The organism is Sphingobacterium sp. ML3W (assembly GCF_000747525.1).
Taxonomy (GTDB): domain Bacteria; phylum Bacteroidota; class Bacteroidia; order Sphingobacteriales; family Sphingobacteriaceae; genus Sphingobacterium.
Genome location: NZ_CP009278.1, coordinates 1,273,651 through 1,300,091 on the forward strand (window position 1 = coordinate 1,273,651; position 26,441 = coordinate 1,300,091).

Sequence of the window (26,441 nt, forward strand, 5' to 3'; positions counted from 1 at the left end):
TTAAAAAAACGTTTAAATTTGCGATACCATTTTAAAAATAGGCCCAGGTGGCGAAATTGGTAGACGCACCACCTTGAGGGGGTGGCGCCTGTATGGGTGTGGCAGTTCGAATCTGCTCCTGGGTACATCACGTTGATGATAAAAAAGGTCTGGATATTTCCAGACCTTTTTTATATTTGATTGGCTCTTACCGTTATTTCTGCGATATCCAGTACTTCGATTTCTTTTTCCTTGTCTTTAATTTTAACACCATCTTTTAACATGGTCATGCAAAATGGGCAAGCGGAAGCAACTACAGTAGCTTGACTATCGATTACCTCTTCTATGCGTTCTATATTAATATCTTTTGTACCCTTCTCTGGCTCCTTGAACATTTGTCCACCACCAGCGCCACAACAAAGGCCATTGCTCTTACATCTCTTTAATTCGATTAATTGGGCATCTAAGCTTTCCAGTACTTTCCTTGGAGCTTCATAGACTTCGTTTGCACGACCTAAATAGCAAGGGTCGTGATAGGTGATTTTTTTACCCTGAAAATCATGTCCATCTGCAGGTTTTAATTTTCCCTCATCAATGAGAGTTTGAATCAGTTGGGTATGATGTATAAGTTCGTAATTGCCTCCAAGTGCCGGATACTCGTTTTTAAGAGTATTGAAACAATGCGGACATGCTGTTACTATTTTTTTTACTTCATAGCCATCCAATACTTGAATGTTCATCATGGCTTGCATTTGGAATAAAAATTCATTACCAGCACGTTTTGCAGGATCACCCGTGCAACTTTCCTCTGTACCTAAAATGGCATATTTCAATCCGACATGTTGTAGGATACGACAAATATCCCTTGTTATTTTTTGAGCGCGTTCATCAAAACTTCCGGCGCAACCTACCCAAAATAGAATATCTGCGGTTTCACCTTTGGCCGTCAATTCTGCCATGGTCGGTACGTGTAATTCTTTTTCCATCATTATAGTTCTGTAAAAGGGTTATTGTTGAGAAGTCCAGTTTGCACGATCCATTTGCGAATATTTCCATGGAGCACCATTATTTTCGATATTCCCAAACATGGTATTGATGCTCGCTGGCGCTTGAGATTCTTCCATAACAGTATATCTTCGCAGCTCAACAATAATTTCTAAAGGATTTATGTTCACTGGGCATTGCTCTACGCAAGCATTACAGCTTGTACAGGCCCATAGTTCTTCACGTGTTATATATGTATCTAGTAAAGATTTTCCGTCGTCTACAAATGTTCCATTAGCCTTTATATTCTTTCCCACTTCCTCAAGACGATCGCGTGTATCCATCATGATTTTTCTCGGTGATAATAGTTTTCCTGTAATGTTGGCAGGACAGGATGATGTACACCGTCCACATTCGGTACATGTATAGGCGTCTAATAGGTTTTTCCAGGTTAAGTCTTGGACGTCTTTTGCTCCAAATCGTAGCGGTTGCTCTGAAAGGGGAGGGGTAAAACTAGGGTCCAACATTGCCTTCACCTCATTTGTTACGTTTTCCATATTCGTCAATTCACCCTTTGGTTTCAGGTTCGAGAAGTATGTGTTTGGAAATGCCAGTAGAATATGAAGGTGTTTTGAATAGGGCAGATAATTTAAGAATGCCAATACGCCCAAGATATGGAACCACCAAGATGTACGCTCAATTAGTACTAAACTACTTGGGTCATGAGGTAGAATGGATACTAAATATTGACTGATTGGAAAGGAGCCTACTGGGCTATAATGAGATCCTCCTAGGAGCTGTAGTTTTTGATCTGCCGCATTCATCAATAAAAAAGCTGTCATTAATAGGATTTCTACAATCAAAATAAGGTTAGCATCGGTTTTAGGCCAGTTCGCTAATTCAGCACTATTCAGGCGCTTTAAGTGAATGACATTTCTACGGATTAAGAAAATTATACAGCCTACTAATACGCCTAATGCAAGCCATTCAAATGAAGCAATGAGGATATCGTAAAAGCCTCCTAGAAAAGACAAAAAGCGATGGGTGCCAAACATCCCGTCTATGACGATTTCAATCATTTCAATATTGATGATACAAAAACCTATGTAAACGAAAAGATGTAGAATGGCAGGAGTAATTCTTTTGAACATTTTCTTTTGACCAAAGGCTACTAATAGCATAGTTTTAAGACGTTCTCCAGGTTTATCGTTTCTATTAAGCGCTCTGCCTAAATTAATATTTCTATATAGCTGTCTGGCATTTTTGGCAAACAGCAAGATGGCGCCAATAAAGCATAATGTAAATATAAGTTGGTTAATCATATTTTTTTATCACAGTATACACAAATATAATATAAATAATATATTATGCATGCATAATATATTATTTATAATTCTTAAAAATAAATGACATATATGGATAAGTGTAAGGTAAGGTAAGGTAAGGTAAGGTGTAAGGTAAGGTAAGGTAAGGTAAGGTAAGGTAAGGTAAGGTAAGGTAAGGTAAGGTAAGTAAGGTAAGGTAAGGTAAGGTAAGGTAAGGTAAGGTAAGGTAAGGTAAGGTAAGGTAAGGTAAGGTAAGGTAAGGTAAGGTAAGGTAAGGTAAGGTAAGGTAAGGGTAAGGTAAGGTAAGGGTAAGGTAAGGTAAGGTAAGGTAAGGTAAGGTAAGGTAAGGTAAGGTAAGGTAAGGTAAGGTAAGGGTAAGGTAAGGTAAGGTAAGGTAAGGTAAGGTAAGGGTAAGGTAAGGTAAGGTAAGGGTAAGGGTAAGGTAAGGTAAGGTAAGGTAAGGTAAGGTAAGGTAAGGTAAGGTAAGGTAAGGTAAGGTAAGGTAAGGTAAGGTAAGGTAAGGTAAGGTAAGGTAAGGTAAGTAAGGTAAGGTAAGGTAAGGTAAGGTAAGGTAAGGTAAGGTAAGGTAAGGTAAGGTAAGGTAAGGTAAGGTAAGGTAAGGTAAGGTAAGGGTAAGGGTAAGGGTAAGGTAAGGTAAGGTAAGGTAAGGTAAGGTAAGGTAAGGTAAGGTAAGGTAAGGTAAGGTAAGGGTAAGGTAAGGTAAGGTAAGGTAAGGTAAGGTAAGGTAAGGTAAGGGTAAGGTAAGGTAAGGTAAGGTAAGGTAAGGTAAGGTAAGGTAAGGTAAGGTAAAAAAACAGCAGCCCTTTTGGACTGCTGTTTTTTATGTAAACCTAAATTTTACTTCAGGGATGCATGAAATTATTTTTTTACAGGAGTAGCTGCAGTTGATGAGATACCCAATTTTGTTTTAACATCAGCAGTTAAATCATCACCACCTTGAAAGTAAGGAATGTTTGTGCTTGAAATATCAAATACATAAGCAAAACCTTTTTCTTTAGATACTAAAGTGATAGCATCTGTTACTTTTTTATGGATAGGAGAGATTAATTCTTCTTCTTTTTTGTTTAAATCTTCTTGAGCAACACGTTGGTTTTCGTTGATACGTGTTTCGATATCACGTAATTCATTACCTAATTTCTGTAATTCAAGATCAACTGTTTCTTTATTTGCTTCACTTCTGTTACGCGCTTTGTCATTTGCTTCTTTTTGCTTTGTTTGATACATCGCATACATGTCTTGAAGCTCTTTAGTCTTTCCATCGCTTAGAGTTTTCAATTGACCTTCAGCAGTTTTGAATTCTGGAGTTGATTGTATGATTTCCATCAAATTAAGATGCCCAATTTTTTGTTGTGCATGCGCTAACTGAGTAGCGAAAAAAACTGCTACAAATGCAATAGCACCTTTAAATAAATTTTTCATTCTTTTCATTTTAATCTTAAATCGTCCCTTTAAATATTATGAGACTAATTTTCGTGTTTCTAATTTAATACTTATTAATTCTCGTATTCCTTACCGCAATATTAATAAACTAATATTTAGTTTGCAAGTGCTGCATTAGGTTTTAATCCTAATTTAATAATGACGTCATTACTTTTATCTAGCTTTGGATTTGCGTAAAGGAAAGTAGTTTCTTGACCTTTATCCATTACGATATCCAATCCTTGTGCTTTAGCCAAATCCTGAATGGCTTTTGAAACACGTAGTTGAATGGGTTCTACCAATTGCTGACGCTGTTTGAACAACTCGCCTTCAAAACCAAATTTTTGCTTTTGAAAATCTTTAACATCTTTTTCTTTTTTTACGATTTCATCCTCACGGCGTCTACGCATGTCTTCGCTTAATAAAACTTGATCGTTTTGATACGCTTTATATAATTTTTCAATTTCAGCATATTGTTGATCAACTTCTAATTGCCATTTTTGAGAAAGATCATCTAATTGTTTTTGAGCTGATGTATATTCCGGAATATGTTTTAAAATGTATTCCGAATTAACATATGCAAAATTCTGTGCAAAAGTAGCTGATACCGTAACTACAACAAATGCTATTGCTAAAACTATTTTTTTCATGTTCTTCTTGTTATACTTCCACTAATATATGAATTCCTTTTATATGACATTTATTCGAGCAAAAAGTTTAAGCCGGATTAAAATCCGCCCATATTTTGCATGATACTAAATGTGAAGTTTTGTTTCCAAACGCTGCTTGTTAATCCTGGAATTGGATCAAATGCATGACCGTAATCAATTCCTAACATTCCGAAGATTGGTAAGAAAATACGTGCACCTACACCAGCAGAGCGTCTAACTTTAAATGGATTATATTCTGAAAAATTGTTCCAAGTATTACCTGCTTCAGCAAAGGCTAATACAAAGACAGTCGCTTGTTCATTCAACATCACAGGATGTCTCAATTCCATTTGATATTTTGTATAGATAGGACTTCCTGAACTTCTTGCCACACCTACATTTTGTGTTCCTTCTGGAATGATAACGCCGTTTGCATATCCACGCATAGCGATGATTTCAGAACCCTGTAAGAAGTCAAATCCTTGCATACCATCACCACCCACTTTGAATCGTTCAAAGGTTGAGATGCCAGTTTTATTAGAGTAGCTACCTAAGAAACCAAATTGTGCTTGTGCTTTGAAGACTAACTTACCAGCAATTTTTGCATACCATTGTGAATCAAATTTCCATTTGTGGTACTCTGTCCATTTATATCTAACTTCATCCGCAGCTGTTTGATAATTTATGTTATTAAATAACGAATATGGAGGCGTAACCTGTACCGAGAACTTAAGGTTGGATCCTGAGGTTGGGTAAATCGGCGCATCAATTGTATTACGGCTAATTTCCTGTGTTAAGTTAATATTATATGCTGTACCATTGTCAAATAAGAAATAGTTGGCATAATTTTGCAATTTATAGCGTTGGAAAGATAATGACGTATTTACTTGGAACCAATTATCTGGCCATTGTACACGTTTACCTAAGGTTGCGGTTATACCAGTCATCCAAATACGGTTTAACTCGGCATCTTTTACCATTTGCTCTCCAGTGTACATGTTGAAACCTCCATATGAAGAGCTTGATGTATAAGCACTTAATCCAAAGTAAATAGGTTTTTTACCACCTAACCATGGCTCTGAGAATGAGAAGCTATACGACTGGTAACGTTTACCTGAGGTTTGTCCACGAATACTTAGTTTTTGTCCGTCACCGCGTGGCAATGGTTTCCAAGAGCTTTTATTAAAAAGGTTACTTGTCGAGAAGTTATTGAATGTTAATCCTAAAGTACCGATAATCTGTCCGGCACCGTAACCACCTGATAACTCTACCTGATCCGAAGGTTTTTCAGCGACATTGTATATAAGGTCAACTGTTCCATCTGCATGATTAATATTTTCTGGAACTGGGTTTGTTTTCTGCTCATCAAAATTACCCAATTGTGCAATCTCACGAACAGATGTCATAATTAATTCCTTTGAAAATTTTTGACCAGGTTTAGTACGAATGGATCTCAATACAACGCGATCATTTGTAACATCATTACCTTTTACAATAATGTTGTTGATGGTGAATTGTGCACCTTCATAGACGCGTAAATTTAAGTCAATAGTGTCGTTGTATACTCTTGTTTGCTCAGGGTCAATAGAAAAGGTTAGATAACCATCGTTCATATATAATGAAGAAATATCATCACTGTTACGACCTCCACCTAATAATTTCGTTGTTAGCTTTTCTTCACTAAAGATATCACCTTTGCGCATCCCCAAAATACGATTTAAAACCGTATCGGTGTATTTCGCATTACCCGTCCATCTGATGTTACCAACATAATATTGGGGACCTTCATAAATGTCGATGTCTACCAATACATTTTTGTCATCAACTTTAATGACAGAGTCTTTCAGTATTTCAGCATCGCGGTAACCTTTATTGTGCATTTTGGAAACTAAAGTTTCCTTTGCTTCCTTGTACTTTTCGTCCTTAAATTTACCAGGTCCAAAAATACGGAACCAAGCTTTTTGCTTAACACCTTTTAAGTTTTTACGAAGTTGCTTTTGGCTAAAGTCTTTATTTCCAGTAAAGGTGATTTTTTTAACGCGAACTTTGCTTTTACGATCTACATCAGCCACTAAAATCTCATTGTTTACCTGTGCGGTATCCTTTAATGTACTGATTTTAATTTCTGGATACAAATAAGCTTTTTCTCTTAAAAAACGTTGAATTGTATTACGAGTAGTATTGATTAAATTTTCATTTACTACTTTTCCAGTATTATCGTTTAATCTTTTTCGTACTTCTTCAGTCTGGCTCTTACTTAAGCCATTGATGTCTATACGCGTTAAACGAGGTCTTTCAACGACACGGATGTCAAGAAAAATAGTTTCACCTTCAATTTTTTCAGCCCATAGCTGCACATCATCAAAAAGACCTTGTGCCATCATCACTTTTACTACACTTGATGTTTCCTCACTAGGAACTTGGATATATTGCCCAACAACTAGTTTTGATATCGTAATCAATACATTGTTGTCCAGGTGCTGCGTGCCCGAAACTGTGACACCACCAATGATATAATCTTTAGGGGATAAATAACTTATTTGGGAGGGGTCGTTCAGGTTAATAGCAGTTCCATTCACTTGTGCTTGTGCGAATTGTGGTTGGGTACATGCTAAAAATAATATAACAAATAGTATGCGCTTCATTTATAAATTTTTATTGATGCTAAAGTACATCAATCAGTTGTTAATTTTTGTTAATTAAGAAAAATTTAAGAACCAGCAAATGTGAAGGTTTAAAATCAGTCAGCAAAGTTACTAATAAAGATTAGATCTGTTCGCTAGTTTTTCCAAATCTTCTTTCCCTCTTTTGATAATCAAGAATGGCTTTAAATAGGTCTTCTTGCTCGAATTCAGGCCACATCTTATCTAAAAAACAAAATTCTGCATAAGCAATCTGCCATAAAAGAAAATTACTGATTCTATATTCACCACTTGTCCGTATGAGTAAATCTGGATTTGGTAAGTTTGCGGTATATAGATTTTGTTGAAATACCTCGGTGGTGATTTCATCGATATTTAACTCTCCTTTAACAACTTTTTCAGCTATTTCTCTTGTTGCTTGTACGATTTCTTCCTGAGAACCATAACTCAATGCTAAAGTAAGAACACATTTGGTATTGTTCGCTGTCAATTCCATTGTTTCTCGGAGCTTTTCTTGGCAATTTTTTGGTAATTTGGATAAATCTCCAATTGCATTCAAGCGAACGCCATTTTTTTGAAAAGTCTTGACTTCTTTTTTTAAGGAAGAAACCAGCAACTCCATGAGTGCTATAACCTCTAATCTAGGTCTATTCCAGTTTTCAGATGAGAATGCATATAAGGTAAGGTGTTTAACGCCGACTTGGATTGTGGCTTCTAGAGCTTCTCTTACTGCCTTAACACCACTCTGATGGCCAAAAATGCGTAATTTACCTTTTTCTTTTGCCCATCTTCCATTACCGTCCATAATGATGGCAATATGTTGGGGAAGATTGTTTTTGTCAATATGATCTATTGTGCTCATGTTCTATTTCTTTTCTTCTGCCTATCTCACGATTCGTACAAACATTTATATTAAAAAACTATCTTAAATTATGTATAGTTTAGTTATGCGTTCTAAATTAATTTCTCTTGCTTTTTATTACCATTGTTTTACTTATTCCTGCAGAGAATGGTTTTGAAGAGCGCATGTCACATCGGCTTATAATAGCGCTATAATGATGTGAGTACCTATACCCCAGTGTCTACAGTTTGTTAAATAATTGATCCACCTGGTCTATCACATATGCTGTAAATTAGCTGCTATTTCTGGCTAGGGAAACATATACGAATAAGCTAGTCTAAATATTTTTTGGTAAATATAAATCTTTTTGATGAATCGCAAATTAGAAATTTATGGTAATATCAATAATTCCTCACATCTAATCCCCAAAGTAATTTTTCTCGAAGGGTCTCAAAATAACTTTCTCCTTCTAATCGAATTAAATTAATGTAGAATGGTGCTTTAGTTATTTTTAGTTTTACATTACTCTCCACTGTTTCATTTTTAGAATCACAGCTCAATATATATTTTTCAGAGCGGCTCTCAATTTCTAGTTCTAATTCAAATTCAGAAGATATAACGACAGGTCGTACATTTAAATTGTGAGGAGAGATAGGGGTGATAACAAAATTACCACTACCCGGCATAATAATGGGACCACCACAGCTTAAGGAGTAAGCCGTCGATCCGGTTGGGGTTGCTATGATTAGGCCATCGGCCCAGTATGAATTTAATAGCTCGCCATTTAAATAAGCATTCACGGTAATCATTGCCGAGCTATCATATCTAAAAACTGTAATATCGTTAAGAGCATAATTACTGTTTCCCCCAAAAAGTTCCCTGTCCGGAGATTCCACAGCTAAAAGCGCCCTTTTTTGTATTTTATATGTTTTTGCGAAAATCTGATCAATGGATGTCTCAAAATCTGTTTTATTGATTGAAGCTAAAAAACCCAATCTTCCAAAGTTTATTCCAGCGATTGGGATTCCCGAATTGTGAATTAATGATACTGCAGATAACATTGTCCCATCTCCACCTAGACTGAGCATAAAATCAGTATCAATAGGTAGATCTCTGTTTGAGGTATAGGTCGGGAAAGTTTCCGGACACTCAAATTGTTTTTTTAGGAATTTATAAAAGCTGTCGTAAATCCAAATTTCGGCATTTTTACCCTTTAAGTATTCCATCAAATGGCTTACGTGCGGGATAACCGAAGGACTAAAATCTCTACCATAAATTGCTACTCTCATATTGTACAGTAATTTTTATCTAGGGGTAATGATTACATTATTTTGCCAAAGATGAGAAAAAAGTAGCGTAATGCTAAATATTGATGTAATTCATCAATTGTTGATAGCGATCGTCTAAATCATCAAATTCTTGTAAGGTATTGAAACTAGCAATCACCTTATAATTTTGACGGGCAAAAGAGGAAAGTAAACTGGAGATATTTGATTTATTCACTTTTATGATGACCTGTAATGAATCGTTTTCAGGAACCGCCTTTGTAGCACAATTTAATATCTGACAATTCTCGGCCTCGATAAGGTGTGCTATTTTTGATAATGAGAAATCATGAGTGCCAATTTCTAAAACGATAATGGCTCCTATATCATTGAGAGATTGCAGTACTGAAATTGTTTTTACAAGTTCTAATGAAGTTAACATTCCTTTAAATTTATTGTTTTCGTCCAGAACTGGCAAAGCATCGAGATGGTATGCAGTCATTAAACGAATCGCATCATATGGATGTTGATTTGCTTTGACGTATATAGGTTCGGTTTTTAAGTGTATCGTAGCAATAGAAAGTTGATCATCCAATGCATTCAGTAGATCATTTTGACCGATATAACCCAAATAGTCATCACCATCTACAACAGGTAGTAAATGAAATTGAAAATCTTCCATACGATCTAAGGCAAAAGCGACGGTATCGGTTTGCTTAATCGTTGTGTTTTGGGATAGGGGAATGTTTGCGATATACATATGAATTATTTATCTGTATACTAATGACCTTAAAATTACTAAAAAGTTTAGAAATAAAACTGTTTAGTGCTAAAAAAGCTTTATTACAGTAAAGGTCATTAAATTTTTACTTTAACTTTGCACAGTTTATATATTATTGATAATGTATTGCACAAATTTTATCTACTTTTACAAAAGTGCGATTTATATTTTATATATGTAAGTAAGTTAAATCATAGTACTGGAATTTTATGAGTGAGATCGCAAGTCGAAAATTTATTGAAGTAAGAGAAGTCATTCGGAACAAGAGTCCGAAATTAGCAAAATGGATTCCTTCTTTTTTGTTGAAATATTTAGAAAAGACGATTCACGAGGATGACATCAATGATATTATGACTCGTTTTTCAGATTTGAAAGGATTGGATTTTGTGGATGCATTGATTGAAGATCTAGGCGTCAATGTACAGTTAAAAGGTGTCGAGAATATTCCGGTTAATGAAAGTGTTATTTTTGCTTCCAATCATCCCTTAGGAGGTTTAGATGGAATTGCTTTTATGCATGCTATTGGTCGTCATCGCAAAGATGTTAAATTTTTGGTGAACGATATATTGATGAACGTTAGCAATCTCCAACCGCTATTTATTCCAGTTAATAAATTAGGTGGACAAGGGAAAAGTGGTATTGCGGCTATAGAGCAAGCCTATGCTTCGGATAGTGCTTTATTGGTCTTTCCGGCCGGTTTGGTTTCTCGAAAACAGCAAGGTGGAAGAATTGAAGATCTTGATTGGAAGAAAAGTTTTATAAATAAGGCGAAGAAATATAAAAAAGATGTAGTACCTGTCTATATTGACGGTAAAAACTCTAACTTTTTTTATAATTTTGCAAAGCTAAGACAGAAGATTGGCTTAAAGGTAAATTTGGAGATGCTTTATCTACCCGATGAAATGTTTTCTCAACGAAATCAAACTGTGACGATTGTCATTGGCAAAAAAATATCTTATACACATTTCGATCAATCTAAAAGCGAAAAAAAATGGGCTGAAGAAGTGAAGCGATTGGTTTACGGAATGTCTCAAGAAAAATAGAATTATGCAAGAAATTATTGCTCCTGTTGATAGAAACTTATTAAAGGCAGAATTAGGTAAGGATGCTTTTTTACGGTATACCAACAATGGAAATAACGAAATATATTTGATCAACTATCATAATGCACCAAATGTGATGCGTGAAATAGGAAGATTAAGAGAATTGACTTTTAGAGGTGCAGGTGGTGGTACTGGATTATCGATTGATATTGATGAAAATGATACCTGTGCAGACTGTTATGATCAATTAATTGCCTGGAATCCTGAAGAGGAGGAAATTGTAGCTGGTTACCGTGTGATTAAATGTGCTGATGCATCTTTGATAAATGGTGTTCCTAATTTATCAACAGCACATTATTTTGAATTTTCTGATCGGTTTAAAAGTGATTATTTACCTTACACGATTGAGTTAGGAAGGTCCTTTGTTCAGCCAAAATTTCAACCTGCCATTGATAATAGAAAGGGAATATTCTCTTTGGATAACTTATGGGATGGTCTAGGGGCTTTGGTTATGATTAATTCAGATATAAAGTATCTTTTTGGTAAGGTAACTATGTATCCTCATTATAATAAAGAAGCGCGTGATTTGCTGCTCTATTTTATGGAATACCACTTTCCAGATAAAGAAAATCTAGTTGTGCCAATACCTAATTTGAATTGCGAAAATGATTTTTCTAAATTTGAAGGTATGTTTGAAGGTTTGGACTATAAAGAGTCGTATAAATTATTAAACAGTAAGGTACGTGCCTTAGGGGAGAATATTCCGCCCTTAATCAATACCTACATGAACCTTTCACCTACTATGAAGTCATTTGGTACAGCCATGAACGGTGAGTTTGGTGAGGTTGAGGAGACTGGTATCTTGATAACGATTGATGATGTATACCCTGTCAAAAAGGAGAGACATATGAGTACTTTCGAGCGAGATCGTGAGTATGGTAATAAAAAACCAAAGAGAGGCTAAGCCTCTCTTTTTGTTTTATCTCTTTTCGGATTAAGAATCTCTTCTTCTTGAAGTGCTTCTATTTCGGCTGTCCGATCTTGGAGCAGAAGGTCTTCTTCTATTTCCGCTGGTACTAGACGAGCTTTGACCATTTCTGGAGGATGATGCCGGTTTGCCCGATTTTTTCGCTCCTGCCTTCTTAGGTGCTACCCCTGATATATGCATAGCATATGGATGTTGTTCGACCAAAGGAATCTCCATACGTATGGATTTTTGAATATCAAGTAGGAATGCATATTCTTCTTCATCACAGAATGAGATTGCCTTTCCATCTTTACCTGCTCTACCTGTACGGCCTATTCGGTGTACATATGACTCAGGGATATTTGGTAAATCGTAATTGATAACAAATGCCAATTCGTCGATATCAATACCACGAGCAGCAATATCTGTAGCAACTAGCACACGTAAAGTACGATCTTTGAAGTTTTTAAGCGCATTTTGACGTGCACTTTGTGATTTGTTACCGTGAATTGCAGCAGCTTGAATATTCTTTTTTTCAAGATCTTTAACGATGCGGTCTGCACCATGTTTTGTTTTAGAGAAAACTAATGCATGGCCTACGTTCTTTTCTTTTAAAATGTGGATCAATAAATCCTTCTTATCATTTTTCTTAACGTAATAAACCTCTTGTTGAATTTTTTCAGCTGTACTCGATTCTGGCGTGACCTCCACTTTAATAGGGTCAACTAGGATATGACTTGATAACTTTTGAATCTCAGGAGGCATAGTAGCTGAGAAAAATAATGTTTGCCTTTTTTCAGGTATTATTTTAATCAGTTTCTTTACATCATGGATAAATCCCATATCCAACATACGGTCAGCTTCATCCAGAACAAAAAATTCTAAATGTTTGAAATCAATATATCCCTGTCCATATAAATCTAAGAGACGACCTGGTGTTGCAATAAGTATATCGACACCCTTCTTTAAAGCATCGCGCTGAGGTTGTTGGCCAACACCACCAAAAATCACTAGATTTTTAATTGGAAGGTCTTTTGAATATTGATTGAAGTTTTCTTCAATTTGAATAGCTAATTCACGTGTAGGAGTTAAAACTAATGCGCGAATATTCTTTTTCGCAGTTTTAACTTTTGAATAGCTTAACATTTGAATTATAGGAATAGCAAAAGCTGCTGTTTTACCAGTTCCTGTCTGAGCGCAACCTAATAAATCATTTTTTCTAAAAATAATGGGAATCGCTTGTTCCTGAATCGGAGTGGGAGTAGTATATCCAACAGCATCCAACGCCTTAAGGATTGGTGCTATGAGTTTTAAATCTTGAAATTGCAATCTTATTTATGTATTTGTAAGTGACAAAGGTAACTTAATTTTGTGGATTGCTTTGTAATTTATTGAAACAATTGAGTTTTTTCTAGTTGCGGATTCTCTTTCTTTGTTCAGATCTTCAATTGAGACATTTATACACTATAAATTATATGTATTCTTAAAATACGTTATATAACCGGATAGTTGCCGTATAGGATTAAAGTATGACATCTAAAATTGGCTGTCTAGGATGAAATATTTTTTTCGACTAGTCCAGAGAATAAAAGTAGTAATCTGTTGCGGTTAATGTCAATAATTCACAAGAAAGGGGTTAGAATTTATAATTCTAACCCCTTTCTATAACATCTATTGATGAATTTATTGATATCCTAATAATTTCATAACCTGTTTCGAATTCTGTTCCTCGCCAAACACCTCGTAATTGAATGTTTCATCGCGGTTACGACGGATGATGACATGTTTTGGTGAAGGTAATAAACAATGGTGTATGCCTCCATAGCCACTTAATACATCTTGGTATGCGCCTGTATGGAAAAATCCTAAATATTGCAATTTTCGCGTCTTAGGCATAAATACAGAACTGGTATGAGCTTCTTGATTATAATAATCTTGCCCGTCGCAGGTAATACCACCTAAGTTCACACGCTCATACTCTGAATCCCAATTGTTGATTGGAAGTAGAATGTATTTTTGGTTTAAAGCCCAAACGTCTGGTAAATTAGTAATAAATGAACCATCGATCATAAACCATTTTTCACGATCATTTTGCAATTTACGACCTAATACCTTGTATAGGATACCTGAGGCCTCCGCAACCGTATATTTCCCAAACTCTGTAATAATATCAGGTTCCATCACCTCATGTTGTGCACAGATTTGTTTGATTCTATTCACAATTTCATTGACCATATACTCATAATCAAAATCGTGAACTAAAGAATCTTTGAAAGGCATGCCTCCTCCGATATCTAATGTATCTAAGTCTGGATTTACCTTTTTAAACTTACAGTACAATGTAACGTACTTTTCTAACTCATTCCAGTAATATGGCGTGTCCGATATTCCTGAATTAATAAAGAAGTGTAACAACTTTACCTTGAAATTAGGGTTGTTCGCAATCTTGTTGTTGTAGAATTCGATTACTTCTTCGATACGAATACCTAATCTCGATGTATAAAATTGAGAGTCGGGTTGTTCTTCCGATGCAATACGAATACCTAAAGCACATGGCTGCTCCAATTCAATTTCATCATCATAAAGATTAAATTCTTCTTTATTATCTAAGACAGGGATAATGTTAGTATACCCATCATGAATCATATCGATGATGTATTGTTTGTACTGATAGGTTTTAAAACCGTTACATATAACGGTGATGTCTTTTGTTACGGTACCCTGACGTTCCAAAGAGTCAATCATCGGCATATCGAATGCAGACGATGTTTCTAAGTGAATTTCATTCTTCAATGCCTCTTCAACGATATGTTTGAAGTGGGAAGATTTGGTGCAATAACAATATTTGTAAGACCCTCTGTAGTTGTGTTTCAAAATTGCGGTTTGAAACAAAATTTTCGCTTGTTGAATTTTTTTGCTGACGATTGGCAAGTAAGTAAAACGTAACGGCGTACCGTACGTTTCTATCATTTCCATTAAATTCAAATCGTGGAAATACAATTCGTCGTCGATGATTTCGAATCCGTCTTGCGGAAAACCAACACTTAGGTCAAGAAATTCCTGATAGCTCTGCATTTTTTATTATTTTTGCAAAGATATACTTTCAATATGAATACAAGAATAGGGAATGTGAATTATTTTTGTCTTCTATTTCAGGGAGTTGCATATTTTACTTAATCATTACATGGCGAATTCTATTCAAAACAGACTTATTGAAGTCACTGTTCAAGCTGTAAAACAGCTTTATAATGCAGATATTTCTGAAAATCAAATTGCTTTGCAAGAGACACGCAAAGAGTTTGAAGGACAAATTACAATCGTAACTTTTCCTGTTACCCGATTTTCTAAGAAATCTCCTGAGCAAACAGGTACGGAGATAGGTGAATATTTGAAAGCTCATATAACAGCGATAACTGATTTCAATGTCATCAAGGGTTTCCTTAATATTTGTCTTGCTGATCAATATTGGATCACGCTTTTAAATGAGACTATCGTTAAAAGTGATTTTGGAGTTTTTCCGTCGAATGGAAAAAGATTAATGGTGGAGTACTCTTCTCCTAATACCAATAAACCACTTCACTTAGGACATATTCGAAACAACTTATTAGGTTATTCTGTGGCAGAGCTTTTAAAGGCTTATGGTTATGAAGTGATAAAAGCTAACTTGGTCAATGATCGTGGTATTCACATTTGTAAATCTATGCTTGCATGGCAGAAGTTTGGAAATGGTGAAACTCCAGAGTCAACAGGTATGAAAGGCGACCACTTGGTGGGAAAATATTATGTTGTCTTTGACAAAGAATATAAAAAAGAAATAGAGGCACTAAAAGCTGAAGGTCAAACTGAAGAAGATGCCAAAAAGAATGCTCCTTTGATTAAAGAGGCGCAAGCAATGTTACAACAATGGGAGGCTGGTGATGAAGCAGTGATAGGCCTTTGGAAAACGATGAACAACTGGGTGTATGCAGGTTTCGAAAAAACGTATAATCAGTTGGGCGTTAACTTCGATAAATATTATTACGAGTCAAATACCTATTTGTTAGGAAAAGATATCATCCAAGAAGGTTTGGATAGTGGTGTCTTCTTTACGAAAGAAGATAATTCTGTTTGGATTGATTTGACTGCCGAAGGTTTAGATGAAAAGTTAGTATTACGCGGCGATGGAACTTCGGTTTATATCACTCAGGATTTGGGTACTGCACAATTGAAATATGATGAATTCAAGATGAATGATTCTATTTACGTAGTGGGAAATGAACAAGATTACCATTTCAAGGTGTTGTTTTTAATTTTGAAAAAATTAGGCAAACCTTGGGCCGATGGTTTATTACATCTATCTTATGGAATGGTGGATTTACCTTCTGGTAAAATGAAATCTCGCGAAGGAACTGTTGTTGATGCGGATGACTTGATGAAAGAGATGATCGAGACTGCGAAAGAGCGTACCGAGGAATTGGGTAAAACTGAAGGCTTTTCAGAAGAAAATAAAAATGTGCTTTATAATACCATCGGTATGGGAGCATTAAAATATTTCCTATTAAAGGTAGATCCAAAGAAACGTCTATTATTTGATCCTAAGGAGTCAGTTGACTTTCAAGGGAACACTGGCCCGTTTATCCAGTATACTTATGCTCGTATTAAGTCTGTGCTTTCTAAAGCAAATTTTGAGGAATGCTCTGCGGTCTCAACTCCTGCCTCTATATCAGCATATGAACGTGATTTGATTATGACTTTGGGGAATTTCCCGAGCGTAATCGCTATCTCAGCTCAAGAATTTAGTCCTGCTCAAATGTCCAATTACATTTATGATGTTGCAAAATTGTACAATAAATTTTATCATGAGGAGACTATTTTGAAGGCTGAAATTGAAGAAGTAAAAAACTTCCGTTTACATCTATCGGCTTCTGCTGCAAAAATTATTGCTAAAGGAATGAGTTTACTAGGAATTGAAGTTCCTGAACGTATGTAATTTATATGATTATGGATCAAAAAATTCGTGTTGGTTTAGTTGGGTTTGGTATTTCAGGGCAAGTCTTTCATGCCCCTGTTATGCGGTCTATTCCTGATTTGGAATTAGTAAAAGTAACTGCTCGAAAAGAAGAGCAAAAAGTAATTTTAAGAGAGCAATACCCTACGGCTATTGCTGTAGATCATATCGATTCGATATTAGAAGATGCGTCCATCGATTTGGTGGTCATAGCAACTTCGAATGATATGCACTATCCTTTTGCAAAGCAAGCATTGCTGGCAGGGAAGCATGTGGTTGTTGAAAAACCATTTTGCAATACATCTGAACAGGCTGATGAATTGATTGCTTTGGCAAAAGAAAAAGGTAAAATTTTATCTGTATATCATAACTTAAGGTTCAATTCGGATTTCAGAACCATTCGCGATGTGATCCACGATGAACGCCTAGGAAGCATTAAAAACTTTGAAGTTCGTTACGATCGTTTTCGTAATCACCTCAGACCAAATGCGTGGCGCGAAGATAATTTACCGGGATCTGGTATTTTTTATGATCTAGGTGCACACTTGATCGATCAGACATTACAACTATTCGGTAAACCCAATGGCGTATTTGCTGATTTGACAATTCAGAGACCAGGAGCAAAAGCGATTGATAATTTTGAATTGCTTTTGTACTATCCAGAAATGCGTGTTTCATTAAAGGGAGGGATGCTAGCAAAAGAACCTACGCCTCGGTACACGATTTTTGCACTGAATGGTAATTTTTTGAAAAATGGAGTAGATCCACAAGAAGCATTGTTGCGCGCAGGAGCATTTCCGGATGAGGATTCAAATTGGGGTGAGGAAGATCCATCTATTTATGGAAAGTTAAACTTACTCTGGAATGGTGAAGATGTAGAAGAGATCGTACCTTCAAAGCGTGGTAGCTATCCAGATTATTACCAAAATATAGCAGATGCTATTCTGGGAAGAGCTTCACTTATCGTTACTGCTGAGCAAGGTCGTGATGTAATTCGTATCATCGAACTCGGAATGCAGAGTCAAGAAGAACGTCGCGTTGTTTCATTAGATGACCAATTAATCGCTTATTAAAGAATAGGAATATGAAGCAGTATGATGCCATTATAGTGGGAGGGGGAGCGTGTGGGCTTATGTGTGCTGCTCAAGCTGGATTGTTAGGTAAACGTACCCTAGTAATTGAGCGAAATGAAAAAGTAGGTGCTAAAATTTTAATTTCAGGTGGAGGCAGATGTAATTACACCAATTTGGGCACCAACATTGATAATTTTGTTTCTGAAAATCCACAGTTTTTAAAGTCCGCTTTTAGCCAATGGACAGTCGAGGATACCTTGACTTTTTTTGAATCTCATGGTATCTATGGAGAGGAGAAAACCCTGGGACAATTATTTCCTTCAACTAATAAAGCAAAAGATGTGGTCGCAATATTCACTAAAATTTTGTTTGAAACCGATCAGGATATAATGTTAAATACTGTTGTTAAAGCAATAGATAAGTCAGATGACGGATTTGTTTTGACAATTGAAGGTGTGAAAGGTGAACAACAGTTAAGGACAAAAAAAGTGGTTATGGCAAGTGGTGGTTTACCTGTAGCTAAATTGGGAGCTTCGGACTTTGCCATTCGTACGGCAAAGAAATTTGATCTGTCAATCATACCAACAGCACCAGCTCTAGTCCCTTTAACGATTACTGGGAAAGAAGCGGAGTGGTATGCTTCTCTAGCAGGAAATTCGGTCTTTTCAAGAGTTTACAATCAAAAAATTAGTTTCGAAGAGAATATACTTTTTACCCATTGGGGATTAAGTGGTCCTGCTATTTTACAGATTTCGTCTTATTGGCGAGCTGGTGAAGAGCTTTACATCGACCTATTGCCCCAGTTTAAATTGGAGAAAATAATAAAAGAAGAACGTAATGAAGGTGGCAAGCGATTGGTGTCTAATATGCTGAATGATTACTTTACGAAGCGAATGGTAGAGGCATTAGGTAAGTTTTTACCCTTAGAAACTAAAATTGCGTCTTTAAGTAAGGCAGATGCAAAATTAATCATTGATACCATTCATAAGTTTAGAGTGAAACCTGCTGGTGATAAGGGTTACGATAAAGCAGAAGTGATGCGTGGGGGTGTGTCAACAGCTGAACTAAGTGCTAAGACTTTGGAGAGCAAGCAGGTCCCAGGTTTGTTTTTTGGAGGTGAAGCGGTGGATGTCACAGGCTGGTTAGGGGGCTATAATTTTCAATGGGCTTGGGCATCGGGTTATGCGATCGCACAGGCACTTTAATAAGAACTTGTATCTTTTCTTTATTTAAAGGTCCTATATTATCAATCTAAATCCTACCTTTGCAGAAGAAGCAAACTGGTTCTATCGCTGCTCCCTTGAGGAGGAGAGGAAAGTCCGGGCAACGCAGAGCAACACGCTTCCTAACGGGAAGGATGCTATTTAATAGTAGACAGAAAGTGCCACAGAAAATATACCGCTTTTCGGAGTAAGGGTGAAAATGTGAGGTAAGAGCTCACGGTCTTGCATGGCGACATGCATTGCGGTAAACCTCGTGTGTTGAAAGACCAAATAGGTTACGAAATTCGAAGGCTGCTCGTCTTCTTTTAGTTTAGGCTAAGATTCGTAATGGGTAGGTTGATGGAGCTAGTCAGTAATGACTAGCCTAGATAAATGATAGAAACTCCGATTTTTTCGGTTTACAGAACCCGGCTTATAAGGTTTGCTTCTTTTTTACTATATTACCAATAGTTTAGATAACCTTTAAAGAAGAGTAATAACACTTATTTATGAGTACAATATTAATTATTGATGACGAACGGGCAATCAGAAATTCACTAAGAGATATCTTAGAATATGAAGATTATCATATATTGGATGTAGATAATGGTATTGATGCCTTAGAAATCATTAAAAAGGAGAAAATTGATCTTGTTCTTTGCGATATAAAAATGAATAAGATGGATGGTATGGAGGTTTTGGCAACAGCTCAAAAAACAAATCCCGATCTTCCTTTTATTATGATTTCAGGTCATGGTACAATAGAAACTGCTGTCGAGGCTGCAAAAAAAGGTGCTTTTGACTTTTTAGAGAAACCACTTGATTTAAACCGTTTATTGATTACAGTAAGAAATGGTTTAGAAAAAGTCTCTTTAGTAACGGAAACCAAAGTTTTAAAGAAAAAGGTAACAAGTTATAAGACCAAGGAAATCCTAGGTAAATCTGACGCTATTACGCGAATCAAAGAAACAATCGACCGTGTTGCGCCAACTGATGCACGTGTGCTGATCACTGGGGCTAATGGAGCGGGTAAAGAATTGGTTGCAAGATGGCTACATGAGAAATCTAATCGTGCAGAAGGTCCTCTTGTGGAGGTTAACTGTGCTGCAATTCCTTCTGAACTTATAGAATCTGAGTTGTTTGGCCATGAAAAAGGGTCTTTTACTTCTGCTATAAAGCAACGTCTTGGTAAATTTGAATTAGCGACCAATGGTACCCTATTTTTGGATGAAATAGGCGATATGAGCCTTTCAGCTCAGGCGAAGGTGCTCCGGGCTTTGCAAGAACATAAGATTACAAGGGTAGGTGGTGATAAGGAAATCGAGGTCAATGTAAGAGTTGTTGCAGCTACAAATAAAAACTTACTTAAGGAAATTGATGCAGGAAATTTTAGAATGGATTTGTATCACCGTCTTTCTGTTATTCTTATTCACGTACCTTCTTTGACTGAACGAGTAGATGATATTCCTTTATTGTCGAAGAATTTTTGCGAAGAAATCTGTAATGAGTATGGCGTTCCGATTAAGGAAATTACTGCTGCCGCATTAAAGGAATTATGTAACTTGCCATGGACAGGTAATATTCGTGAATTACGTAACATGATCGAACGTTTGATTATTTTAAGTGATAAATCAATTACAGATAGAGATGTTATTGCATTCGCAAATCCTTCGAATACAGTTAATGCTATTTCTGCTCATGCGGATATCGAGAATGGATCTAACAATGGAAAGCAAAATGGAGGACAGGTCGATTTGGACCATTTCGCATCTTTTCAGGATTTTAAAGATTTCGCAGAAAAAGAATTTATCAAATATAAATTAGAAAAAAATACCTGGAATGTTTCCAAGACTGCTGATGACTTAGATATACAACGGAGTCATTTGTATAGCAAAATTGAAAAATTCGGTTTAAAAAGAGATTAAAAAAAGGGCTTGATTTTAGTAATCAAGCCCTTTTTTTAATTCTAATATTTTACTCACTGATATTTCTGTATAGTCATTGATATAGGCAGGGCAAGGAGGTAATTGCTGTTTAGTATGAGTAGATAATACTGCTACAACTGTCATTCCTGCATTAATTCCTGCTGTAATCCCTGAGAATGAATCTTCAAAAACGATACAGTTTTTTGGGTCTACCTGTAAATTGTCAGCTGATTTTAAATAAACTTCGGGGTGAGGTTTATGTAAAGTGACATCCTCACTACATAAAAGAGAACCCATTTTAGACCTAATATCAAGAGCATCCAAAATTAGATTCATATTTTGTCTTGGTGCTGAAGTCGCTACTCCGGTCTTAAAATCATTACTTTTTAACTCTTCCAAAAATTCTAAATAACCATTTATTGGAGAAATTTCATCTTTATAAATAGTTCTGAATAATGCTTCTTTTTCTGATTCTAAATCAATTAGCTCTTTAGGTGATATAGGTCTTTTGAAAAAATGTTGCATGATGTAGCTATTATGCTTTCCATACATGTGCTCTTCAAACTCTCTTTCATTACTTTCAATATTGTATTTTTTGAAAAAAGCTTCAAAAGCTTTTGCGTGATAGGGATTGGTGTGACATATTACTCCATCCATATCAAAAATGACGGCATACTTATTCATACAGCTAAGTTACATCTTTGGTGCCAGAATCAATAACAGACATGGTTAATGTTATGTCATCTCTGCATGAAATAATCTATGAACAAAAGATGATGCGAATATGTTTAGCATGCTTATTGGATATTCTAAACCTCATTATGACTTTTTCAACTGTTTTTTGTTGTAGGAATGTTGTTACTATAGAAAGAGATAGGATCATTATGCCATTTATATACCACAGGTCAAAATTTATTAGAAGTAGAAATAAGATATGCCACAAATAAATCCAAATCGTTGAGGACCCAATGAAATTTAATATGGGCACATTCATTTTTTGAATAATTGGTTTGAACCAAAAGATAAGGCAAAAAATTGTAATGGCATAAGAGATATAGAAAGAGCGTGGGGGGTATTTGAGCGCACCTATATCAAACGGCTCAGTTAAGCACCATATAGAATGGCTTAGGCCAATGATACTAATGAGTGCTGAGGCAATAAACAGTATAAATTTTGTCTTTTTGGTATATCCTTTATATTGTGTTCCTAACATGAAAAAAATCAGAAAACCTAGACTGTATGTCCCGAATTGATCAATATATTTTTGTGTACTTGATTCAAAGAGTTGTGCCGAATAATAAATAATGATTTCATAGGTAATGTAGTATAACAATAATTGCCATTGGTTCTTTATGATACGACTACACAATGGCCCTAGAATAGCAATCATTAAAAAAACACGTATAATCCAAACATAGCCAAATCCATCCATCAGCATATAACTGGATATCATAATGTCTGGAAAATCTGTGTAATTAATCTTGAATAGAAAAGGAAATGCATATTGAATGCTGTAAAATACCGATAGAAATAACCAAACAGGAATCACAAGACGTACAAAACGTTTCCACAGGTATGAGCTGAAATCATTCAGAGAATTGAAAGTTTGATTCTTATCACCAAATAAATAGCCCGAAATGAAAATCATCAAGGGAACATCAAAATTACGGATTTGAAAGATTGTAAATGGTGGATTGATATGTGCCAGTATAATGCAGATTAGACCTATACTGCGAATAATATCAATTGATTTATCTCTTTCCACCACCATCTTTTTTTTGCGAAGATAGTAAATAGGTTAACTTTCGAAATATACAAAATGCTCTTATTTTCGAAAATAAAATTTATCAGGCTGAAAAATAAGTTGATATGATGATTAACTATTCAATCACATCGTAAGTTTAAAGGCATTTATGACTTTGAATCACTCTGGTTTTTTTAATAAATTATGAATAGTAGCTGTAATTGTTTCCGGATCTTCACCATCTTCGAGAAGTGAAAAAGCAATATAGGTTGCATAAATTTCAATATTAAATCTTTCATGTTTATCTGCAATGAATTGATCAATTTGTTGCTCAGAGCAATCAAAGCCGATTTGTTGTAATTCATTGAATAGATTTGTTGAAATTGTTGCATGTTCTTCACCGCAAGCAAATGCCACAAGTACATGGAATAAAAATTTATCTATAATTTCACTATCAGTGTTTTTAAATAGGGATAAAATATGATTGTAGTCAAACCTTGTTTTGGCACTATTAACAATACTATCCCAAATTTCATATTCTACAGATGCTTCCATAGTTCAGCTGTTTTTTTTATATAATCGGTTATATAAATATAAGTAAAAACAATTAGTAATCAAATTTTGTTTTTATTTATTTTAGAACTTAATAAGAAGCTATTTGTATGACTTCTATACGGATATGGTATGATAATTGAATATGTTAAATGATTTTTTGAAATTAAAAGTAATTTTTCACTAGTTTTAAGAGAGCTAGAATATAGACTTATTTTATTCATTTAAACGCGACAATTATGGCAGTAAAGATTCTGATATTTTTTTTAATGATTTCATCACAGGTTTCTGCTCAGGATTTAAACCTTCTTAAGATTCGTAAAGAATATTCATTAGCAGTAAAAGATGAAGATATCTGTGAAAATAATTTGAATGTACTGCGAGCGAAAGCTAAAGCCACTACGGATAAGGGGTATTTAGCCGTGTATGAAATGGTATATGCAAAACATATTGGCAATCCATTTAAGAAGGTTGGTCAATTTAAGAAAGGGAAAAATTTATTAGAAAGCTTAATTAAGCAAGATCCGAATAATGTGGAATTGCGTTTTATAAGGTGGAGCGTACAGATACATGCACCATCTATCTTAAATTATAGTGGCGACATCAATGAAGATAAAAAATATATTGTAGCTAATCTTTATACGCTCCAACCTCATGATGCAAAGGAGATTATATATAAATATATAAAAGGAGCAAATTGTTTCAGTGATGCCGAACTAAAAGAGATGTTGAGGTAATATTTTACATGTTTTACCTAAAATGTTTTTTATTCGTCAATTTAACTTTTTATTATGAAAAGTCAGTAATTTGACTTTAACTTGATGAATCGAGGTTTATATATTTTTTTTAATTATTATTTTTGCAGGAGTTAATCTATAACTGTTGTATTCATAATTTGATAGTATGGCTAAGCGTAATTTTGTTTCGAATTCGACCGACTCTTCGAGAATGTTTAAAAATGATTTTTTAGAGTCATTGACAAAAGTTCATTGGAGCGTTCCTCTTATATTCTATTTACCTGTGATTGGTTATTTTACATGGAAAGCAATAGGTCCCGGTGATCTCAGTATTCTGAGTTATATGCAGTATTTTGTGTTTGGACTTGCCTTCTGGACATTATTTGAATATGCTTTGCACCGTTGGATTTTTCATTATCATCCGACGAGTCAATGGGGTAAGAGAATTGCATTTATTTTCCATGGTGTTCACCATGATTATCCTAAGGATAGGCTAAGATTGGTTATGCCTTTATCTGCTAGTATTCCACTAGCTGCATTGGTATATTATTTATTTACGTTCTTTTTTAGTTCGGATATTATATTAGCAGCTTTTTTCTCTGGCTTTATGATTGGTTACTTAATATATGATGAATGTCATTATGCGATGCACCATGCGAATTTTAAAAGTGGAATTTTCAAGCGTATTAAACAGCATCATATGTTACATCATTATTCTGATCCAGAACATGGATTTGGTGTTAGCTCTGCCTTGTGGGATGAAGTGATGCGTTCGGGCTTTCCAAAAGAGAAGGAACATAGCGATAAAGTGCAGACAGATAAATAAAGGTTCGTAAAAATGAAATATGAACCTTAAACGGAGAAGTCTTAAAAGAATAAAGCTCAACTTTACCAGTTGGGCTTTATTCTTTGTTGGCGGAGAGCGAGGGATTAATACTTGAGCCCTAAATGGGGAAGGCTTCATCAAAAAATAAAGCCACTCGCTTCGCTCATTCTTTTTTGTTGTATATAGATTTTGTTTAAGCAAGCTTGCAAAACCCGATATACAACAAAAGCCCAACTTTACAGTTGGGCTTTATTTTTTGTTGGCGGAGAGCGAGGGATTCGAACCCCCGGACCTATGACAGTCAACAGTTTTCAAGACTGCCGCATTCGACCACTCTGCCAGCTCTCCGCCACAAAAGTAGAAAAATTTATTTAGTCACCAAAACTTATTTTTTACTCCATTGAAAATGAGGTAGATTAATTTTTGTGATGTTTTTTTTAGCATAAAAAATGCTAAAAAGGGCATTATAATCTATGAAAATGGCTTTTGAAAAATGGAAATATTTGGATTATTGAGTTTTTATTGACGATTTATTTATTTGGATTTTATGTTAGACTGAAGATCATTTGATTTAAAATATTTATTTTGATTTTTTGTGAAACAAAGGTTAAATTCATTGCCGAATGGTAAAGAAAAAAACGCAAGGTCAAAAAACGAATCGTCTGACAGGTTTTAAAACCAAAAAATGGCATTACATCGTATGTTTAGGCATATTTGTACTGTTGATTCTTTTGATTTTTTCTTGGCATTATCGTGCTGGTATTCGTTATTATATAGGTTCATGGAAGGGGAAACATGGGATTGTTGATAAGGAAGCGAAATACGATATTCGGAATGTGGAGATTATGAATAGACATTCAGATAAAGTTTTTGGTATTGATATTTCGCAATATCAAGGCGAAATAAAGTGGATCGAAGTGAATACAATAAATGATCAATTTCCTATAGATTTTGTATTTATGAGGGCGACGATGGGCGAGGTTAATAAAGATGAACGGTTTGATGATAATTGGAATGCCGCCGCTACGCGAGCAAATCTGAGGGGAGCATACCATTATTTCAGACCCAACGAGAATTCTGTCAAACAGGCTAAGAATTTTATAAAGACTGTTAAGCTTGAGCCAGGCGACTTGCCACCCGTTTTAGATATAGAGGAAATGCCTAAAGGACAATCCATGGATAGTTTAAAAGTCGGTTTAAAACGCTGGTTAGATGAAGTCGAGGTGCATTATAAAGTTAAGCCTATTTTGTATTCTGGAGATAAATATTTCAGTGATTTTTTACAGCAAGAATTTAGTAATTACGTTTTGTGGATTGCGAATTATAATTTTTGGGTAGAGGATTTAAGGGATCATTGGAATTTTTGGCAATTTTCAGAAAAAGGAACAGTGACTGGAATTAGAGGAAATGTAGATTTAAATATCTTTAATGGTTCTATTGGAGAGTTGGAAGCATTAACAATCCCTTTTAAAAATTAG

General features: G+C 35.3%; 22 protein-coding genes, 2 tRNA genes and 1 other RNA gene. 11 read left to right on the forward strand and 14 right to left on the reverse strand.

Annotated features, from left to right (window positions below):
- The first annotated feature begins 41 nt into the window (after positions 1-41).
- Positions 42-125: transfer RNA gene (locus KO02_RS05505), tRNA-Leu, on the forward strand.
- Between the two features lie 45 nt (positions 126-170).
- Here KO02_RS05505 and KO02_RS05510 read toward each other — a convergent pair.
- From KO02_RS05510 to KO02_RS05545, 8 genes are all read right to left on the reverse strand, one after another.
- Positions 171-965, reverse strand: coding sequence for a (Fe-S)-binding protein (locus tag KO02_RS05510; RefSeq protein ID WP_038696534.1), 795 nt, complete (start codon positions 963-965; stop codon positions 171-173).
- Positions 966-986: 21 nt separating this feature from the next.
- A complete protein-coding gene (locus KO02_RS05515) occupies positions 987-2,285 on the reverse strand; it encodes a (Fe-S)-binding protein (RefSeq protein ID WP_038696536.1) in 1,299 nt (432 codons plus the stop codon).
- 882 nt (positions 2,286-3,167) lie between these two features.
- Entirely contained in the window at positions 3,168-3,728 is a 561-nt protein-coding gene (locus KO02_RS05520) for an OmpH family outer membrane protein (RefSeq protein ID WP_038702170.1), read from the reverse strand.
- A gap of 116 nt (positions 3,729-3,844) precedes the next feature.
- Positions 3,845-4,378, reverse strand: coding sequence for an OmpH family outer membrane protein (locus KO02_RS05525; RefSeq protein WP_038696538.1), 534 nt, complete (start codon positions 4,376-4,378; stop codon positions 3,845-3,847).
- Between the two features lie 77 nt (positions 4,379-4,455).
- Positions 4,456-7,023, reverse strand: a complete 2,568-nt coding sequence (bamA, locus tag KO02_RS05530) for an outer membrane protein assembly factor BamA (protein ID WP_038696540.1) — start codon at positions 7,021-7,023, stop codon at positions 4,456-4,458.
- 121 nt (positions 7,024-7,144) lie between these two features.
- Positions 7,145-7,882 carry an isoprenyl transferase gene (locus KO02_RS05535; RefSeq protein ID WP_038696542.1) on the reverse strand — a complete coding sequence of 246 codons (738 nt, stop codon included), beginning with the start codon at positions 7,880-7,882 and terminating at the stop codon, positions 7,145-7,147.
- Positions 7,883-8,262: 380 nt separating this feature from the next.
- Positions 8,263-9,150, reverse strand: a complete 888-nt coding sequence (locus KO02_RS05540) for an NAD kinase (RefSeq protein WP_038696545.1) — start codon at positions 9,148-9,150, stop codon at positions 8,263-8,265.
- Between the two features lie 73 nt (positions 9,151-9,223).
- Positions 9,224-9,886, reverse strand: a complete 663-nt coding sequence (locus KO02_RS05545) for a CBS domain-containing protein (RefSeq protein ID WP_038696547.1) — start codon at positions 9,884-9,886, stop codon at positions 9,224-9,226.
- 230 nt (positions 9,887-10,116) lie between these two features.
- Here KO02_RS05545 and KO02_RS05550 point away from each other — a divergent pair, with 230 nt between their 5' ends.
- Positions 10,117-10,950: a 1-acyl-sn-glycerol-3-phosphate acyltransferase gene (locus tag KO02_RS05550; protein WP_038696549.1), complete on the forward strand. Its 834-nt coding sequence runs from the start codon at positions 10,117-10,119 to the stop codon at positions 10,948-10,950.
- Positions 10,951-10,954: 4 nt separating this feature from the next.
- A complete protein-coding gene (locus KO02_RS05555; protein WP_038696551.1) occupies positions 10,955-11,914 on the forward strand; it encodes a GNAT family N-acetyltransferase in 960 nt (319 codons plus the stop codon).
- A gap of 30 nt (positions 11,915-11,944) precedes the next feature.
- On the opposite strand, the gene KO02_RS05560 is transcribed toward KO02_RS05555, so the two are convergent.
- Together KO02_RS05560 and KO02_RS05565 are read right to left on the reverse strand one after the other, a co-directional pair.
- Entirely contained in the window at positions 11,945-13,246 is a 1,302-nt protein-coding gene (locus KO02_RS05560) for a DEAD/DEAH box helicase (RefSeq protein WP_038696553.1), read from the reverse strand.
- A 354-nt stretch (positions 13,247-13,600) separates the two neighbouring features.
- Positions 13,601-14,992: an arginine decarboxylase gene (locus KO02_RS05565; protein WP_038696556.1), complete on the reverse strand. Its 1,392-nt coding sequence runs from the start codon at positions 14,990-14,992 to the stop codon at positions 13,601-13,603.
- Positions 14,993-15,101: 109 nt separating this feature from the next.
- Between KO02_RS05565 and argS the strand changes: the two genes are divergently transcribed.
- From argS to KO02_RS05585, 5 genes are all read left to right on the forward strand, one after another.
- A complete protein-coding gene (gene argS / locus KO02_RS05570; protein ID WP_038696557.1) occupies positions 15,102-16,886 on the forward strand; it encodes an arginine--tRNA ligase in 1,785 nt (594 codons plus the stop codon).
- Between the two features lie 11 nt (positions 16,887-16,897).
- On the forward strand, positions 16,898-17,977 hold the full coding sequence (locus tag KO02_RS05575) for an oxidoreductase (protein WP_038702171.1): 1,080 nt from the start codon (positions 16,898-16,900) through the stop codon (positions 17,975-17,977).
- 11 nt (positions 17,978-17,988) lie between these two features.
- The gene (locus KO02_RS05580; RefSeq protein ID WP_038696559.1) at positions 17,989-19,182 is read left to right on the forward strand and encodes an NAD(P)/FAD-dependent oxidoreductase; all 1,194 of its coding nucleotides are present in this window, start codon (positions 17,989-17,991) and stop codon (positions 19,180-19,182) included.
- Positions 19,183-19,250: 68 nt separating this feature from the next.
- An RNA gene (gene rnpB / locus KO02_RS23095) (RNase P RNA component class A) lies at positions 19,251-19,631 on the forward strand.
- A gap of 57 nt (positions 19,632-19,688) precedes the next feature.
- Complete coding sequence (locus tag KO02_RS05585; RefSeq protein ID WP_038696561.1) at positions 19,689-21,104, forward strand: sigma-54-dependent transcriptional regulator; 1,416 nt, start codon at positions 19,689-19,691, stop codon at positions 21,102-21,104.
- A gap of 15 nt (positions 21,105-21,119) precedes the next feature.
- Here the strand turns inward: KO02_RS05585 and KO02_RS05590 are convergent, their stop codons facing one another.
- The 3 genes from KO02_RS05590 to KO02_RS05600 all read right to left on the reverse strand — a co-directional run bounded on the left by KO02_RS05590 (position 21,120) and on the right by KO02_RS05600 (position 23,403).
- Positions 21,120-21,788, reverse strand: a complete 669-nt coding sequence (locus tag KO02_RS05590; protein WP_038696563.1) for an HAD family hydrolase — start codon at positions 21,786-21,788, stop codon at positions 21,120-21,122.
- A gap of 76 nt (positions 21,789-21,864) precedes the next feature.
- Entirely contained in the window at positions 21,865-22,869 is a 1,005-nt protein-coding gene (locus KO02_RS05595; RefSeq protein ID WP_158500265.1) for an acyltransferase family protein, read from the reverse strand.
- A gap of 159 nt (positions 22,870-23,028) precedes the next feature.
- Entirely contained in the window at positions 23,029-23,403 is a 375-nt protein-coding gene (locus KO02_RS05600) for a hypothetical protein (protein ID WP_038696567.1), read from the reverse strand.
- A 236-nt stretch (positions 23,404-23,639) separates the two neighbouring features.
- Between KO02_RS05600 and KO02_RS05605 the strand changes: the two genes are divergently transcribed.
- Both KO02_RS05605 and KO02_RS05610 read left to right on the forward strand, forming a co-directional pair.
- Positions 23,640-24,137 carry a hypothetical protein gene (locus tag KO02_RS05605; protein ID WP_038696569.1) on the forward strand — a complete coding sequence of 166 codons (498 nt, stop codon included), beginning with the start codon at positions 23,640-23,642 and terminating at the stop codon, positions 24,135-24,137.
- A 166-nt stretch (positions 24,138-24,303) separates the two neighbouring features.
- Entirely contained in the window at positions 24,304-24,963 is a 660-nt protein-coding gene (locus KO02_RS05610; RefSeq protein WP_235212354.1) for a sterol desaturase family protein, read from the forward strand.
- A gap of 260 nt (positions 24,964-25,223) precedes the next feature.
- On the opposite strand, the gene KO02_RS05615 is transcribed toward KO02_RS05610, so the two are convergent.
- Positions 25,224-25,311 (reverse strand) — tRNA-Ser (locus tag KO02_RS05615).
- Positions 25,312-25,586: 275 nt separating this feature from the next.
- On the opposite strand from KO02_RS05615, the gene KO02_RS05620 reads away from it, so the two are divergent.
- Positions 25,587-26,441, forward strand: a complete 855-nt coding sequence (locus tag KO02_RS05620) for a glycoside hydrolase family 25 protein (RefSeq protein WP_038696573.1) — start codon at positions 25,587-25,589, stop codon at positions 26,439-26,441.